General features: G+C 37.2%; 13 protein-coding genes and 2 riboswitches. Of the genes, 12 read left to right on the forward strand and 1 reads right to left on the reverse strand.

The features are described from left to right. Positions 1-3 precede the first annotated feature (3 nt). The 4 genes from gntK (at position 4) to C406_RS0105310 (ending at position 5,285) form a co-directional block, all read left to right on the forward strand. Positions 4-1,551, forward strand: coding sequence for a gluconokinase (gene gntK / locus C406_RS0105295; RefSeq protein WP_017379556.1), 1,548 nt, complete (start codon positions 4-6; stop codon positions 1,549-1,551). Between the two features lie 24 nt (positions 1,552-1,575). Next, positions 1,576-2,922 carry a GntP family permease gene (locus tag C406_RS0105300; protein ID WP_017379557.1) on the forward strand — a complete coding sequence of 449 codons (1,347 nt, stop codon included), beginning with the start codon at positions 1,576-1,578 and terminating at the stop codon, positions 2,920-2,922. An 18-nt stretch (positions 2,923-2,940) separates the two neighbouring features. Then, complete coding sequence (gene gnd / locus C406_RS0105305) at positions 2,941-4,344, forward strand: decarboxylating NADP(+)-dependent phosphogluconate dehydrogenase (protein WP_017379558.1); 1,404 nt, start codon at positions 2,941-2,943, stop codon at positions 4,342-4,344. A gap of 167 nt (positions 4,345-4,511) precedes the next feature. Next, a complete protein-coding gene (locus C406_RS0105310; protein ID WP_017379559.1) occupies positions 4,512-5,285 on the forward strand; it encodes an exodeoxyribonuclease III in 774 nt (257 codons plus the stop codon). A gap of 51 nt (positions 5,286-5,336) precedes the next feature. On the opposite strand, the gene C406_RS0105315 is transcribed toward C406_RS0105310, so the two are convergent. Next, complete coding sequence (locus C406_RS0105315; RefSeq protein ID WP_017379560.1) at positions 5,337-5,702, reverse strand: hypothetical protein; 366 nt, start codon at positions 5,700-5,702, stop codon at positions 5,337-5,339. A 277-nt stretch (positions 5,703-5,979) separates the two neighbouring features. Between C406_RS0105315 and C406_RS0105320 the strand changes: the two genes are divergently transcribed. The 8 genes from C406_RS0105320 to C406_RS0105355 all read left to right on the forward strand — a co-directional run bounded on the left by C406_RS0105320 (position 5,980) and on the right by C406_RS0105355 (position 16,775). Continuing rightward, positions 5,980-6,183, forward strand: coding sequence for a hypothetical protein (locus tag C406_RS0105320; protein WP_017379561.1), 204 nt, complete (start codon positions 5,980-5,982; stop codon positions 6,181-6,183). Between the two features lie 112 nt (positions 6,184-6,295). Next, a complete protein-coding gene (locus tag C406_RS0105325) occupies positions 6,296-7,765 on the forward strand; it encodes a nicotinate phosphoribosyltransferase (protein WP_017379562.1) in 1,470 nt (489 codons plus the stop codon). Positions 7,766-7,777: 12 nt separating this feature from the next. After that, positions 7,778-8,605, forward strand: a complete 828-nt coding sequence (nadE, locus tag C406_RS0105330; protein WP_017379563.1) for an ammonia-dependent NAD(+) synthetase — start codon at positions 7,778-7,780, stop codon at positions 8,603-8,605. A gap of 148 nt (positions 8,606-8,753) precedes the next feature. Next, positions 8,754-9,704, forward strand: coding sequence for an AAA family ATPase (locus C406_RS0105335; RefSeq protein WP_017379564.1), 951 nt, complete (start codon positions 8,754-8,756; stop codon positions 9,702-9,704). Then, on the forward strand, positions 9,701-10,918 hold the full coding sequence (locus tag C406_RS0105340; RefSeq protein WP_017379565.1) for a DUF58 domain-containing protein: 1,218 nt from the start codon (positions 9,701-9,703) through the stop codon (positions 10,916-10,918). Before C406_RS0105335 ends, C406_RS0105340 begins: the two co-directional genes overlap by 4 nt. After that, positions 10,915-13,110: a DUF4129 domain-containing transglutaminase family protein gene (locus C406_RS0105345; protein ID WP_017379566.1), complete on the forward strand. Its 2,196-nt coding sequence runs from the start codon at positions 10,915-10,917 to the stop codon at positions 13,108-13,110. The genes C406_RS0105340 and C406_RS0105345 overlap by 4 nt, the downstream gene beginning before the upstream one ends. A 33-nt stretch (positions 13,111-13,143) precedes the next feature. After that, positions 13,144-13,245: riboswitch (purine riboswitch) on the forward strand. Positions 13,246-13,443: 198 nt separating this feature from the next. Beyond that, the gene (gene guaA, locus C406_RS0105350; RefSeq protein ID WP_017379567.1) at positions 13,444-14,997 is read left to right on the forward strand and encodes a glutamine-hydrolyzing GMP synthase; all 1,554 of its coding nucleotides are present in this window, start codon (positions 13,444-13,446) and stop codon (positions 14,995-14,997) included. Between the two features lie 105 nt (positions 14,998-15,102). Continuing rightward, positions 15,103-15,204, forward strand: a riboswitch (purine riboswitch). 230 nt (positions 15,205-15,434) lie between these two features. Further along, positions 15,435-16,775, forward strand: a complete 1,341-nt coding sequence (locus C406_RS0105355; RefSeq protein ID WP_017379568.1) for an NCS2 family permease — start codon at positions 15,435-15,437, stop codon at positions 16,773-16,775. Positions 16,776-17,014: the final 239 nt, after the last annotated feature.

Below are 17,014 nucleotides of genomic sequence, written 5' to 3' on the forward strand. Positions count from 1 at the left end.
GCTATGACGAATTATATGTTAGGTGTCGATATCGGTACGACGAGTACGAAAGCTGTTTTGTTTACTGAAAAAGGTGAAATTATTCAGCAAGAGAATATTGGATACCCGCTGTACACACCAGATATTTCGACAGCAGAACAGAACCCGGAAGAAATATTTCAAGCTGTAGTGCAAGCTATATTAAATATAATGGTGAATTCCCAAATTCCCTCGGAAAAGTTGTTGTTCATTTCATTTAGTAGTGCCATGCATAGCGTAATTGTGATCGATGAAAATGATCAACCACTGACGCAATGTATTACTTGGGCAGATAATCGCAGTGAAGCGTGGACACGTAAAATAAAAGAAGAGTTAAACGGTCATGAAGTGTACAAACGGACTGGGACACCTATTCATCCCATGGCCCCATTAAGCAAGATTGCTTGGATTGTCAATGATCGACCTGAAATAGCAGTCAAAGCCAAGAAATACATAGGAATTAAAGAATTCATTTTCAAGAAGTTCTTTGATCGATACGTAGTGGACCATTCTCTTGCGTCAGCAATGGGTATGATGAATCTCAAAAAACTAGATTGGGATGAAGAAGCATTGCAAATAGCGGAAGTTACAGCGGATCAGTTATCCGTGCTTGTGCCGACGACGAAGATTTTCACAAATTGCAACCCAGAAATCGCAAAAAAGATGGGCATTTCTCCACAAACGTCATTTGTCATAGGGGCAAGTGATGGTGTGCTTTCTAATATAGGCGTGGATGCCATTGGTAAAGGTGAAGTAGCGGTAACAATTGGTACTAGTGGTGCCATACGAACAATCATTGACCGTCCTCAAACGGATGAAAAGGGCCGAATATTTTGCTACGCATTAACCGAAAAACATTGGGTCATTGGTGGACCTGTCAACAATGGTGGAATGGTACTGAGATGGATTAGAGATGAATTTGCATCGTCAGAAGTAGAAACGGCGAAAAGGTTAGGCATTGATCCATATGAAGTGTTAACAAGAATTGCTAAACGGGTCAGACCGGGCTCAGAAGGTTTATTGTTCCATCCCTATTTAGCGGGTGAACGTGCTCCATTGTGGAATCCTGATGTACGTGGCTCATTTTTTGGTTTAACAATGACCCATAAGAAAGAACATATGATTCGGGCAGCACTTGAAGGTGTCATTTATAATCTATACACCGTATTTTTAGCCTTACTCGAAGTGATGGATGAACCGGTTACCCGAATAAAAGCAACTGGCGGCTTCGCAAGATCAGATGTTTGGCGACAAATGATGGCTGATATATTTGATGTAGAAGTAATTGTTCCTGAAAGCTATGAAAGTTCATGTCTTGGGGCTTGTATTTTAGGGCTATATGCTACTGGAAAAGTTGATTCATTTGACGTGGTTTCTGACATGATTGGTACTACATTTAAGCACACACCTATAGAATCCGATGTGCAAGAATACAGAGAACTTCTACCGATATTTATTAATATATCGAGAGTATTGGAAAAAGAATATACAAGCATTGCAAGGTATCAACGAAATTTGATTAAAAAAGAATAAACAGTCAGTATTGGAGGAATTGTCATGCCGTTAGTTATTGTCGCGATAGGTATTGTTTCGTTACTAGTTTTAATTATGGGGTTCAAATTAAACACCTTTGTTTCTTTAATCATTGTATCTTTTGGAGTTGCTTTAGCTTTAGGTATGCCACTAGATAGCGTTGTTGGTTCAATTGAATCTGGACTTGGCGGGACACTTGGACATTTAGCATTAATATTTGGACTAGGTGCGATGTTAGGTAGTTTAATTGCAGATTCTGGAGGCGCGCAACGTATTGCGATGACCTTAATAGATAAATTCGGAGAAAAAAATATTCAATGGGCTGTTGTAGTTGCTTCATTCATAATCGGAGTTGCCTTATTCTTTGAAGTAGGATTAGTACTATTAATTCCAATTGTATTTTCGATTTCAAAACAATTAAGAGTGTCTATTTTATACTTAGGAATTCCGATGGCTGCTGCTTTATCGGTGACTCACGGATTCTTACCACCTCACCCTGGACCGACAGTAATTGCCGGTGAATATGGTGCAAATATTGGTGAAGTATTACTATACGGATTTATTATTGCCATTCCAACTGTCATTTTAGCGGGGCCACTATTTACAAAGCTTGCTAAAAAACTTGTCCCTGATTCATTTAATAAAACAGGTGATATTGCTTCTTTGGGTGAACAAAAAACATTTAAAATAGAAGATACACCTAGTTTTGGTATCAGTGTATTTACAGCAATGTTTCCTGTTATTTTAATGGCTATCGGAACAATTATTACCATGATTCAACAAACAAATGGTATTGCAGATAATATGTTATTCGAAGTCGTGCGTTTTGTAAGTAATGCTTCAACTGCAATGTTGTTATCTTTATTGCTTGCTGTTTATACAATGGGATTGGCAAGAAAAATCCCGATGAAAACCGTGATGAATACTTGTTCGAGAGCAATTGCAAGTATTGGGATGATGCTACTAATTATTGGTGGTGGCGGGGCTTTTAAACAAGTACTCATTGATGGTGGTGTTGGTGACTACGTGGCAGAATTATTTAGTGACACGACATTATCACCTATCTTACTGGCATGGATGATCGCTGCTATTTTACGAATCGCTTTAGGATCTGCAACGGTTGCGGCTTTAACAACGGCTGGTTTAGTTATTCCTCTATTAGGTACAACTGACGTTAACTTAGCTTTGGTCGTACTTGCAACTGGAGCAGGTAGTTTAATAGCTTCACATGTTAATGATGCTGGTTTCTGGATGTTTAAAGAGTTTTTTGGTTTGACTATGAAAGAGACATTTGCAACATGGACATTACTTGAAACGATTATTTCTGTTGCTGGATTAGGGTTTATTCTATTATTAAGTTTAATTGTTTAAAAAGGAGATAGAAAATATATGAGTAATACAATTGGTGTTATGGGTCTAGGTGTAATGGGAAGAAGTATTGCGATGAATATGGCAAGTAAAGGTGAAAAAGTAGCTGTCTATAATTACACGAGAGATTTAACGGACTTGCTAGTAAAAGATATCGAACAACAACAACTTTATCCATATTATGATGTGCAAGAATTTGTGCAGTCTTTACAGTCACCAAGAAAAATCTTCATGATGGTCACAGCTGGGAATGTTGTAGATGCAGTGATTAAATCATTAGTACCCTACCTTGAGCCAGGCGATATTATCATGGACGGTGGTAATTCAAACTACCAAGACACGGCCCGTAGATTTGATGAATTGCAGTCACAAGGCATCGATTATTTAGGTATTGGTGTTTCAGGTGGGGAAGAGGGAGCCTTGAAAGGTCCTTCCATCATGATTGGCGGCAAAAAAGAAGTGTATGAAAAAGTGGCATCTATTTTCACTAAAATTGCTGCTCAAGTTGAAGGAAACCCTTGCTGTGCGTATATGGGTCCTAAAGGTGCAGGTCATTTTGTGAAAATGGTGCATAACGGAATTGAGTATGCAGATATGCAACTCATTGCCGAAGCCTATACTTTTTTGAGAGAAAAACTACATATTCCTCTCAATGAAATTGCTGATATTTTTGAAACATGGAATCAAGGGGAACTGAAAAGTTATCTGATAGAAATCACAGCCGATATATTAAGAAAGAAAGATGAAAAAACAGGTTTACCACTTGTCGATGTAATTCTAGACAAAACAGGCCAAAATGGCACAGGTAAATGGACGAGTATACAAGCAATTGATAATGGAATTCCCGTATCCATTATTACAGAATCATTATTTGCTCGTTACATCTCACATGCAAAAGAAGAACGATTACATGCAGCAAGTATCTTAACTGGCCCAGAAACTACTAATGAACCAGTAGATCAAGAAGAATGGGTTGAATCTGTCAGACAAGCCTTATATATGGGGAAAATTTGTGCCTATGCACAAGGCTTTACTCAATATAAAGTAACGTCAGAAATCAATGATTGGAACTTGCCATTAAAAGACATTGCGCTTATTTTCCGTGGTGGTTGTATTATTCGAGCAGAGTTTTTAAACACAATTAGTGAAGCTTTTGGAGCACAAGAGTCTTCAACAAATTTACTGATTGCACCTTACTTTGTTGAAAAAACGAAAGCATATCATATAGGGATGAGAAAAGTGGTAGCTGAAAGTATGATGTCAGGTATGGCGTTCCCTTCTTTAAGTGCTGCTCTTACTTATTATGATGGTTATCGTACTGGTTACTCGACTGCCAATCTATTGCAAGCACAACGTGATTATTTTGGTGCTCACACATATGAGCGAACAGATGTAGAAGGTTCATTTCACACAATATGGAAATAATCTAAATAGAAGAGCAGGATTAAGGTTGCAATTACCCTTAATCCTGCTTTTCTCTTCTTTAGTATACTGAACATATGAAGGTTTGTTATATTGTAGGGAATAATATAGCATTCTTGGTATTGTTCATATATACATAGAATAGATTTAATAAAAGGGGTTATCACGTGATGAAGCTAGTTTCTTGGAATGTGAACGGCATTAGGGCTTGTGTGAAAAAAGGATTTACAGATTATTTTCATGAAGTGAATGCGAATATTTTTTGCCTGCAAGAGACGAAGTTACAAGCTGGGCAAATTGATTTACAGTTAGAAGGATATTATCAATATTGGAATTATGCAGTAAAAAAAGGGTACTCAGGTACAGCTGTCTTTACAAAGGAAAAACCAATCTCAGTAAAGTATGGAGTAGGAGATTTAAATGAAGAAGCTGAAGGTAGAGTACTTACATTAGAATACGAACAGTTCTATTTAGTGAATGTCTATACACCCAATGCGAAGCGAGATTTAACAAGACTTCCTTACCGCTTAGAATGGGAAGATAAAATGCGCGCTTATTTGAAGCACTTAGATCAAACAAAACCAGTGATTATGTGTGGAGATTTAAATGTGGCGCATCAAGAAATAGATTTAAAAAATGCTAAATCAAATAAAGGCAATTCAGGCTTTACACTAGAGGAACGAGGAAAGATGACGGGATTACTAAATGAAGGATTTACAGATACGTTTCGTCATTTTTATCCGGGGAAGGAAGGAGCCTTTACATGGTGGTCTTACATGGCCACGGTGAGAGAGCGTAATATCGGATGGAGAATTGATTATTTTATTACATCAAACCGACTAGGTGAAAGGTTAGTTGATGCCTATATTCATCCACAAATACAGGGAAGTGATCATTGCCCGATTGTCTTGGAGCTTAAAGGGAATGTGAAAAACCTTTCATGAGTTCATTGAACTTACGAAAGGCTTTGCTTTTTGTCGAGTAATCAAAAGAAGCTACCTAAAACGTTTATTGACTACTTTATTTGAATACAATAGGGCGCCTAAGTAGCCAACCAAGTATGCAATAACTAACACAAAAAGTGCTGAGCCACTAATGCTGCTATTGCCAAGATACAATTGATATAGAATGATGAAAAGAGTTGCGCATATTCCGCCAATATGTGGTGAATTCTTAATGTAAAAGTGCATGGCTACTAATCCACCGATAATGGCAACAATGAAGAAATTAATTTTAACGAGTACATCTTGTGACGTTGAATGATCTACATTAAGTTCAATATAGAGTAACAACTGTAGGATGATATATTGAGCTATTAAAGAAATTAAGACGACAGGTATCCAATCAAATTTTCTGTTCAAAATCAAAAACCTCCTTCCATTATTGTATGCATAATAAGCATAAAAAAGAATAACAAGAATTTTAGTAGCTAGGATAATTGATTGAAAATAAAGAGGGGAATATGTAACAAAATGCTGACGTTCTTTTCTTTCGTAATAAAGAAAATGTGAATGTGCCAGATGAAGGTGTAAAGAATTAGTAAGCATAAGTATAGAAAATTTCCAGTAATCGTCGAGTATCGAGTATAATAGAGAAAAGTAGAGACTGATCATCATTTGATCTAAAGGAGGACTTTAATTGACTGAAAATAATGAAACAACCCAACAAGATGTGCCGAAGAAAAAACTAAGCTTAAAAGAAGCGATGCAAAAACAATTGGAAGCAAAGAAAAATCAAACTTCCGATAACAACGCTAAAGGAAGTACATCGAAATCATCGAAAGTAATGCAAAGCCAACAAACGAAAAAAGTGAGTAATACACGCAGAAAAATGGGTGTATAATAAAACGGCGCAAACCAATTTTTCTATGGTTTGCGTTTTTCTTAGGAAATTTTAGATTTTGGTTAAATGGTGTATACTTATGACAATTGTGATTGTGGAAGAAGGGTTTTAGATGGTGTCGAAATATGCAGATGATGGATTTGCATTACATACGGACTTATATCAAATAAATATGGCAGAAACTTACTGGGCTGATGGTATACATAATCGTAAAGCGGTGTTTGAGCTGTTTTTCCGCAATTTACCCTTTGGTAATGGCTATGCAATTTTTGCAGGTTTAGAGCGAGTACTAGATTTTCTTCGTGATTTCCAATTTACGGATAGTGATCTTGCATATTTGCAGCAAGAGCTTGGGTACAAGGAAGATTTTATTAGTTATTTGCGTGAAGTCAGGTTCACCGGAGATGTATATTCGATGATTGAAGGTGAGCTCGTTTTTGCTAATGAACCAATTATGCGCATTGAGGCTCCACTGGTTGAAGCGCAACTCATTGAAACAGCACTCCTAAATATCGTCAATTACCAAACCTTAATTGCAACGAAAGCAAGTCGTATTAAACAAATCGTCAAAACCGATACAGTTATGGAATTCGGTACGAGACGTGCTCAAGAAATGGATGCAGCAATTTGGGGCTCACGGGCTTCCATAATTGGTGGAATAGAGGCAACAAGTAATCTTAGAGCTGGTAAAAAGTTTGGTATTCCTGTTGCAGGAACACATGCGCATTCTCTTGTTCAAGCATACAAAAGTGAATATGAAGCTTTCCACGCATATGCCAAACGCCATAAAGATTGTGTATTCCTTGTAGATACTTACAATACATTAAAGACTGGTGTTCCAACTGCCATTCAAGTAGCAAAAGAACTTGGCGATAAAATCAATTTCGTTGGAATTCGTTTGGATAGTGGAGATATTTCATTCCTATCAAAAGAGTCACGTCGTATGTTAGATGAAGCGGGCTTTACGGATGCGAAAATCGTCGTGTCAAATGATTTAGATGAATATACAATTTTAAACTTAAAAGCCCAAGGTGCGAAAGTGGATATGTGGGGCATTGGCACAAAGTTAATTACCGCGTATGACCAACCCGCTCTTGGTGCAGTTTATAAAATTGTTTCAATTGCAGATGAAAAAGGTGTAATGGAAGACACAATTAAAATTTCTTCTACTTCTGAAAAGGTAACGACTCCGGGTAGGAAAAAACTGTATCGTATAATTGACCGAGAAAATGGCAAAGCAGAAGGCGATTATATTACGATGTTTGATGAAGACCCTACTCATGAACACCGTTTAAAAATGTTCCATCCAGTTCACACCTTTGTTTCGAAATTTGTGACGAACTTTGAAGCAAAAGAGCTTCATACAAAAGTCATTGAAAATGGACAAGTTATTTATACGAATCCCACGTTGTTTGCAATGAGGGATTACGCAGCTGCTAACTTAGAATTACTATGGGATGAATACAAACGTTCTTTAAATCCAGAAGAATATCCAGTAGATTTAAGCCAAAAATGTTGGGATAACAAGATGCGGAATATCCAAGAGATAAAAGATATGGTAGATAGAATGCATTACTCTTAAGGAGTGACTATGATGATAAACTTGCAAAAGACAATTATTGAAGAATTGAAAGTTAAACCATCGATTGACCCCAAACAAGAAATACGTATATCCATTGATTTTATGAAAAATTATTTAAAAAAGCATTCATTCTTAAAAGGATTGGTTCTTGGTATTTCAGGTGGTCAAGATTCTGCACTTACTGGCAAGCTTGCTCAAATGGCGGTAGATGAATTAAATGAAGAAGCGGGAGCACAAGCCTATTCTTTTAATGCGGTTCGATTGCCTTATGGTGTTCAGTTTGATGAAGATGATTGTCACGACGCATTAAATTTCATACAACCATCTAAAATTTATACGGTGAATATTAAAAATGCAGTCGATGCAAGTAAACATGCACTGGATACCGCTGGGATTACCCTTTCTGATTTTGCTAAAGGAAATGAAAAAGCACGCGAAAGAATGAAAGTTCAATACTCAATTGCGGCTATGCACGATGCAGTCGTCCTTGGAACAGATCATGCAGCAGAAGCCGTCACCGGTTTTTATACTAAATATGGTGATGGTGGAGTCGACTTAGTGCCTATTTCTCGATTAAATAAGCGACAAGGGAAACAACTATTAATAGAACTAGGTTGTCCTGAACATTTATATACCAAAATTCCTACTGCGGATTTAGAAGAAGATCGTCCTGCGTTACCAGATGAGATTGCTTTAGGTGTTTCATATGATCAAATAGATGATTATTTAGAAGGAAAAAAGATTCCAACTGAGTCAAAAGAAAAAATTGAAAATCATTATTTACGCTCAAAACATAAAAGGCATATGCCTATTACCGTCTTTGATGATTTTTGGAAATAAATTCAAGCACATGTAGCACTATGCTATGTGTGCTTTTTTGCACTCTAATAAGTTGTTAAGTATCAAAGTATTAGGTAAAATGGACTTATAATGTGTCAATTTTCTAACAAATACAAAAATTCAACACAACAACTGGGGGAGTAGAGCCATGAAAAACCAAGAAAAAATGCATTCGATTATAGATAATATAGAGCGAGTAATTATAGGGAAACGAGATATTGCAGAGCTATGTGTAGTTGCGTTAATCGCGCAAGGACATGTTTTACTTGAAGACGTTCCAGGTGTTGGTAAGACGGTTATGGTACGTGCATTAGCGAAATCAGTAGGCGCTCAATTCAAACGTATTCAATTTACGCCCGACTTACTGCCTTCAGATGTAATTGGTGTATCAATCTATAATCCCAAAGACATGGAATTTCAATTTAGACCAGGTCCAATTATGGGGAATATCGTATTAGCGGATGAAATCAATCGAACTTCACCCAAAACTCAATCAGCACTTCTCGAGGGAATGGAAGAAGCATCGGTAACAATCGATGGAGAAACGATGATGATTCCTAAACCGTTCTTTGTAATGGCCACACAAAATCCAATTGAATATGAAGGTACATATCCGCTTCCAGAAGCACAATTGGACCGTTTCTTACTTAAACTTAGAATGGGTTATCCTTCACATGCAGAAGAAATTGAAGTGTTGAAAAGAGCTGAAAAATCAGCTCCACTTGAAGACTTAAAGCCTGTCATTTCACTTGAAGACCTCATTCTTTTGCAACAAGAAGTAAAAGAAATAATGGTCGATGATACCATCAAAAATTACATTGTCGATTTGGCTAACCGGACAAGAAAAGATTCTTATATATATTTGGGTGTAAGTCCTCGAGGATCGTTAGCGTTAATGAAAGCATCACAAGCGTTAGCGATGTTAAGAGGTAGGGACTTTGTTACACCGGATGATGTTCAATATTTAGCGCCATTCGTATTTAGTCACCGAATGATTTTACGTTCAGAAGCACGCTATGATGGAATTACTACTGAAGAAATTATTGGACGTATTTTAACAAAAACAAATGTTCCGATTAAAAGGCTTGTTAAACAATGAAACGAATAAACTCTTCATTGGCATTAGGAGTGCGTCTCCTGTTTGTTATTTTTCTATTAATCTCTGCGTTTACCTTTGCGATGTTTCAGGGTGGATTCGTTAGCTGGTTTATTTTTTATACTGTGCTTCCATTTGCCTTATATTCCATCATATTTTTCTTCATCCCAATCTCAAAAATACAAGTTGAACGTTTTATCCAGACGCCTCAAATACGTAAAGGTGAGAAACTCATCGTAACGGTGAAATTAATAAGGACTTCTAGATTTCCCATGCTTTATTTAGTGGTAAAAGAAATGACACAAAGCTTACAACTCATTCGTCATATGGATTCATCCCAGTTAAAAACAGTTAAAATGGTGGGGTTTCAACGAACAATCGAATGGACCTATGAAATTGATCATATGCCACGTGGTGAACATACATTGGACGGAATTGAAATTACCGTAAGTGACTTTTTTGGATGGGTCAAGAAATCTCAAATCCTCCCATTAAAACAAATGGTCCTTGTCTATCCGAATATAACGGAGATGATATTTATGCCGATTGAAACTCGATATGAACAAGGGGCTGTTGCCTCTCCTTTTACCATTGTAAAAGATACAACAATGGCTACGGGTGTTCGAGATTACCAACCTGGTGACCGCGTATCATGGATTCATTGGAAATCTTTCGCCCGTACACAAACACTCCGTACTAAAGAGTTTGAAGATAGAGAGTCTCAAGAATTATTCATAATAACTGATCGAAAACCATCAGATAATTTTGAAGAACAAATTGAATTAACCGCGTCAGTTTTACAAGCGGTTGTTCGAAATCAAGCAAGTGCAGCGTTTTTATCTTTAGGGGCGACACGTTTTTATTTTCCAATGGTTAAAAGTGAAGATCAATTACAAAGGACAATGTTTCACTTGGCGAAAGTAGAAGATGATTTAAAAAAACCAATCGAGCAAATGTTGCCAAGAGATCCGGCGATGTCGAGTGCTACATCAGTTTTACTCATCACTGGAGATTTAACAGCAGGATTGATTGAGGCTATTCCAAAATCAGCAAAAAATTTACGTCAATGCACGGTTTTTGTCGTCATCAAAAAGGGTGAAAAGCTATCAAAACAAGCAGGGGTTATGCATAAACTTGCTCGTTCTAGAGGAATGATTATTCACGTGCTTTCTCCAGATCATTTTGCAAACGCCTTTACGGAGGTGGGACGCTCATGAAAAACGGTCTTCAAAATAAATGGTTGCAAGGTATATTTTATGTGCTTGTGTTCTTCTTGCTACGTGAATGGCTACTCCCAGTTATGGAATTAACGAAAACCAATTACTTATCTATTTTCTTAGCTTTTATTGCGTTATGTTTTGTGTTTAGTTTTTTCTCTGTTCCTTGGTGGCTGTCGGGTCCCGGGAAACTATTGTATATGTCTTGGGTCATTATATTTGTTTATACAGGGGAAGTGTTTTTTACAAAAGACGCTATTTCATTTCTGTTTGGTGATGCGATGATAAATGTTTTTGCTCTAATCAGTGGTGATTGGGCAGTAGTTACCGATACTTTTCGCACCGTGTTGTTTTTTGCACTGTTATGGATGACAACTTATTTAATACATCATTGGATAACAGTCCGATTGAATATTTTTTTGTTTTTCTTCATGACCGTTATATTTATTGCGGCTCTTGATACTTTTAGTCCGTATCAAGGTGTTGAATCGATTCCTCGTGTCATGATACTAGGGTTGTTATTATCCGGTTTGTTAAAAGTAGCTCAAATACTGGAACAAAACCACATTTCCGCGTCTCGAGGGAACTACGCTTCTCTAATTATTCCGCTTATTGTGGTAGTTGCATTTAGTGGCTCACTTGGTTATCTACTACCAAAGGCAGGTCCTGTGTGGGTGGATCCTGTTCCTTTTATTCAATCATTTGCTGAAGGGGCAGGAACAGCACCTGGAAGATCAGGTGGAATAGGGAAAATTGGTTATGGCGAAGATGATTCCGTTTTAGGAGGGGGATTCCGTTCTGATTCTACAGTTGTCTTTGAAGCAACCGTGCAAACACCCCAGTACTGGAAAATTGAAACGAAAGATACCTATACGTCAAAAGGATGGGAACAATCTGTCATGTCAGATGGTACAACTGTCTTCAATCCTGGTGATGTATTTGATAGTGGAATCGCGCCTGGGCCAGTTGAAGATCAAGATGTTGCACAGTATTCATTTAATTTAGAGTACCCATTTCTAATGTATCCATATGGTTCAGTTGCTGCAGAAGCAACAGTAGAGACAACTTTTGCACTTGAAAAAAATTCACAAAAAATTAACACGTTCCAGGGGAATGATTTGGTTGAATTAAAGCAATATAGTATATCGTTTAGTGAACCCAAGTTTAGTTTAACTGATTTAAGAGCAACCACAATTGAATCGTTGGCAGAGGTAACTCCAGAGTTTGATCGCTATTTACAACTACCAGAAGAATTACCGGAGCGGGTAAGAGAACTATCACAATCAATTACTGAAAATCAAACAAATTTGTATGATAAAGCTCGTGCGATTGAACGTTACTTTTCACAGAATGGCTTCTTGTACGATCAAAGTAATATTAGTATTCCAGAAGCAAATCAAGATTATGTGGATCAATTCTTGTTCGATACAAAACGGGGATATTGTGATAATTTCTCCACATCTATGGTTGTTATGCTTCGATCTCTAGATATCCCAGCTCGATGGGTAAAAGGATTTGCTGAAGGAGAAGAAATAGAAAATAACAATGGTGATAGAGTATACGAAGTTACAAATAATAATGCTCACTCATGGGTTGAGGCATATTTTCCAGGTGTAGGTTGGATGCCGTTTGAACCAACTATTGGATTTAGTGGAACTGGAAATATTGATTACGATTTAGAATTAGACTCTACAGAAGAGCCTGAAGAAGCAGTTGTGCCAGAACAACCGAAAAAACCGCAACCAACAGAAATTGAAGATAATAAATCAATTTCTGAAAGATTTACAGAAACCATGCAAAATTTTATGGGTTGGATTTCAAATAATCGAGGGCGCATAATTCTCTGGAGTATATTTGCGATAGGACTTCTTGTAGTCTTGTTCCGTATTCGACAAAAATGGATGCCCAAACTGTTAGTGCCTTACTATCGATTACGTAAAGATGATTGGAATTCTTTTGAAAATAGTTATCACCGTTTATTAAAACAACTCGCGTTGTATGGTGTGGCACGAAGAGAAGGGCAGACTCTGCAATCGTATGCGAATTATGTAGATGGTTTCTTCGATTCAAAAGATATGAGAATGTTAACAATTGCTTATGAAAAGGGCTTTTATGGAAGAAATATAGAGGCTCATGAATGGTTGAAACTGAGAGAATCTTGGGAAAACTTAATCAATAAGACAAGCGGTTGATTTTAAGTCAAACTACCTGTAGAATTGAGAAAAATTATACAGACCGTTTGCCCTTATATATGTCCGATGATACGGTTCGGATGTCTCTACCAAGTCGCCGGAAATGACTTGACTATGAAGGCGAATTCAAACATGTCTACTAATTAATGGACGTTTGTTTGATTTCGCCTTTTTCATAAGAAAAGATAGACTTTTTGTCTAGTTCAAAGTGTCAGACTGAACGACACTTGCACTTTTCTTAAGTAGAGCAAAAGAACGCGTAGAAAGGTTTTCTTTCGTACGCGTTTTTTTTGTTAATAGGAGCAGGATAATCTAAATGAAGAGGTGTACACATTGTCAGCAACTCCTATCTTAAAAGAACAAGAAAAAATCGTTGTACTAGATTTTGGTAGTCAATACAATCAGTTAATTACACGTCGTATTCGTGAGTTTGGTGTTTATAGTGAATTACACCCACACACAATCACGGCTGAAGATATAAAAGGGATGAATGCTACAGGTATTATTTTCTCGGGTGGTCCAAACTCGGTATACGATGAGAATGCATTTCACGTCGATCCTGCAATCTTTGATTTAAATGTGCCAATCTTAGGGATTTGCTACGGTATGCAATTAATGTCTCTTCATTATGGTGGAAAAGTTGAAAAAGCTACACATCGTGAGTACGGAAAAGCTGAAATCTCAGTAATTAAAGAAACTCCTTTATTCAAAGACCTGCCGAACGAGCAAGTTGTATGGATGAGTCATGGTGATCATGTAACAGTTGCTCCAGAAGGCTTTGAAGTAATTGCAACAAGTCCATCTTGTTCAGTAGCAGCAATGGCTGATGAATCAAGAGGATTATATGCCGTTCAATTCCATCCAGAAGTCCGTCATTCTGTTTATGGTATTGAAATAATTCGCCAATTCGTATTTGGCATATGTAAGGCAAAAGGCGATTGGTCAATGGAAGGCTTTATTGAACTTGAAATCGAAAAAATTCGCCATGAAGTTGGCGATAAAAAAGTATTATGTGCTTTAAGTGGTGGAGTAGATTCTTCTGTAGTAGCCGTATTACTCTACAAAGCAATTGGTGATCAATTAACATGTATGTTTGTCGATCACGGTTTACTGCGTAAAGGTGAAGCTGAAAGCGTTATGAAGATGTTCGCTGACGGATTCAACATGAATGTAATTAAAATAGATGCACAAGAACGTTTCATGAGCAAACTAGAGGGCGTATCGGATCCTGAAACAAAGCGTAAAATTATCGGCAATGAATTCATTTATGTATTCGACGATGAAGCGTCAAAATTAGAAGGTATGGACTTCCTTGCACAAGGAACTCTTTACACAGACATTATTGAAAGTGGTACAGCTACTGCACAAACAATTAAATCCCATCACAATGTTGGTGGTTTACCTAAAGATATGCAGTTTAAGTTAATTGAACCATTAAAAACTTTATTCAAAGACGAAGTACGTGCACTTGGAACAGAGCTTGGAATGCCGGATGAAATCGTATGGCGTCAACCATTCCCAGGACCAGGTCTTGGAATTCGCGTTTTAGGAGCAATTACAGAGGAAAAACTTAAAATTGTTCGTGAGTCTGATGCGATTTTACATCAAGAAGTAGTTAAAGCGGATCTACAACGTGATATTTGGCAATACTTCACAGTGCTACCTGACATTCGTAGCGTAGGTGTTATGGGAGATGCCCGTACGTATGATTACGCAATAGGAATTCGTGCAGTTACATCTATCGATGGAATGACTTCTGACTGGGCTCGTGTGCCGTGGGATGTTCTAGAGAAAATCAGTGTACGTATAGTAAATGAAGTACCACATATTAACCGAGTACTTTACGACATTACGAGTAAGCCACCAGCAACGATTGAGTGGGAATAAACAGTTCAATTGGAAATCGCTGTTATTTCCGAACATTAACCGCTTTTTAAAAAACAATGTTCGGAAAGTAGATTGAAATCATATAGCATTAATGTTATTATTTCTATTGTAATTAAATAATGTCGTCGTATAATGTCGGGAATATGGCCCGAAAGTTTCTACCGAGTTACCATAAATGACTCGACTACGATTTAGAAATACGAACTCTTTCGTCTTTCTTCATTCATATGACCCTTAGGTGATATGATAATCGGAAGCATGCGACTTTTTTGTCGCATGCTTTTTGTTGTTTATAATAACAAGCTTAGCGCGGCACTTAAACTCTTTTGAAGGCAAGTTTCTTCTAAGGTAATAGAGTTACTTTAAGAGAGGTATTTTAAGAAAGCTTCTATTATAGTAGAAACTAATGTGTGTACAAGACAACACGGAGGAAAATCATGAAAAAGTATTTTCAATTTGAAGAACTCGGAACTAACTATCGTCGAGAGATTATCGGTGGATTAACAACATTCTTATCAATGGCGTATATCTTAATCGTTAACCCACTAGTATTATCATTAGACTCTGTTCCAGATTTACCAGACTCGATGCGGATGGACGCAGGTGCGGTATTCGTAGCCACGGCTTTAGCAGCGGCCGTCGGATCTATCTTTATGGGGCTACTCGCCAAGTATCCAATAGCCCTTGCTCCCGGAATGGGATTAAATGCATTTTTTGCTTATACTGTTGTCTTAACGTATGGTATCCCATGGGAAACAGCATTAACAGGCGTTTTATTTTCAGGACTCATTTTTATTGTTCTATCATTAACAGGTATTCGAGAGAGAATTATTAATGCGATTCCCGCTGAATTGAAATATGCAGTTGGAGCGGGTATTGGTTTGTTCATAGCATTTATTGGACTACGAAATGCAGGAATCATCGTAGATAATCCAGCAACTCTTGTTGGACTTGGTGATTTATCTGCAGGAAATACATTGTTAGCGATATTTGGTTTATTCATAACCGTTATTTTTATGGCTCGTGGTATTAAAGGCGGTATCTTTTACGGTATGCTTCTAACAGCTGTTGTGGGTATGATTTTCAGTTTAGTTGATATTCCTTCATCTATAATAGGAAAAGTTCCAAGCGTAGCACCAACTTTCGGTGTAGCTTTTGAACCAATATTTAATGATCCAGGTTCATTACTTACGTATCCATTTTTAATCGTTGTCCTCACATTCTTGTTTGTAGATTTCTTTGACACAGCAGGTACTTTAGTATCTGTTGCAAATCAAGCAGGATTAATGAAAGATAACAAGTTACCTCGCGCTGGCAAAGCATTGCTTGCAGATTCTTTAGCAACAGTAACGGGAGCTGTGTTCGGTACATCGACAACTACTTCATACATTGAATCAAGTGCAGGAGTTGCGGCAGGTGCACGTACAGGTTTCGCTGCAATTGTTACTGGTGTACTTTTCTTGTTCGCTTTATTGTTTTCACCTGTGTTATCAGTTATGACTTCTGCAGTAACAGCTCCAGCTTTAATAATTGTTGGTGTCTTGATGGTTTCATCATTAAACAAAATAGAGTGGAACCGATTCGAAATAGCAGTACCCGCATTTTTAACGATTATTGCAATGCCCCTTACGTATAGTATTGCTACAGGGATTGCAATTGGATTTATCTTCTATCCTATAACGATGATCTTGAGCGGCAATGCTAAAAAGGTTCATCCTATCATGTACGGAATGTTTGTAGTTTTTGTTCTATACTTTGTATTCGTTGAAGGTTCATAATAATATCAAGCAGGACGTTACTTATTAAAAAGTAACGTCCTGCTTTTTGGTTATATTTAGCATCTTATTATGACTTGTATTGAGCGAAAATTCTGATATAATAAGAGGAACAAAAACTTTTACAACTAGTCTTGACTTATAGTAACTAGGCTGATATATTTATAAAGTTGCTGTTTTGAAAGCGACAAAGTAAATGAAAAAGAGCAAAACTTTTTGTTGACATAACGATGAGAAGTTGT

The organism is Paenisporosarcina sp. TG-14 (genome assembly GCF_000297555.1).
Taxonomy (GTDB): Bacteria; Bacillota; Bacilli; order Bacillales_A; family Planococcaceae; genus Paenisporosarcina; species Paenisporosarcina antarctica.

Bases quoted from the DNA above. Each gene is read 5' to 3' on its own strand.
- gntK (WP_017379556.1), top strand. From the start codon at position 4: ATGACGAATTATATGTTAGGTGTCGATATCGGTACGACGAGTACGAAA.
- C406_RS0105300 (WP_017379557.1), top strand. From the start codon at position 1,576: ATGCCGTTAGTTATTGTCGCGATAGGTATTGTTTCGTTACTAGTTTTA.
- gnd (WP_017379558.1), top strand. From the start codon at position 2,941: ATGAGTAATACAATTGGTGTTATGGGTCTAGGTGTAATGGGAAGAAGT.
- C406_RS0105310 (WP_017379559.1), top strand. From the start codon at position 4,512: ATGAAGCTAGTTTCTTGGAATGTGAACGGCATTAGGGCTTGTGTGAAA.
- C406_RS0105325 (WP_017379562.1), top strand. From the start codon at position 6,296: ATGGTGTCGAAATATGCAGATGATGGATTTGCATTACATACGGACTTA.
- nadE (WP_017379563.1), top strand. From the start codon at position 7,778: ATGATAAACTTGCAAAAGACAATTATTGAAGAATTGAAAGTTAAACCA.
- C406_RS0105335 (WP_017379564.1), top strand. From the start codon at position 8,754: ATGAAAAACCAAGAAAAAATGCATTCGATTATAGATAATATAGAGCGA.
- C406_RS0105340 (WP_017379565.1), top strand. From the start codon at position 9,701: ATGAAACGAATAAACTCTTCATTGGCATTAGGAGTGCGTCTCCTGTTT.
- C406_RS0105345 (WP_017379566.1), top strand. From the start codon at position 10,915: ATGAAAAACGGTCTTCAAAATAAATGGTTGCAAGGTATATTTTATGTG.
- C406_RS0105355 (WP_017379568.1), top strand. From the start codon at position 15,435: ATGAAAAAGTATTTTCAATTTGAAGAACTCGGAACTAACTATCGTCGA.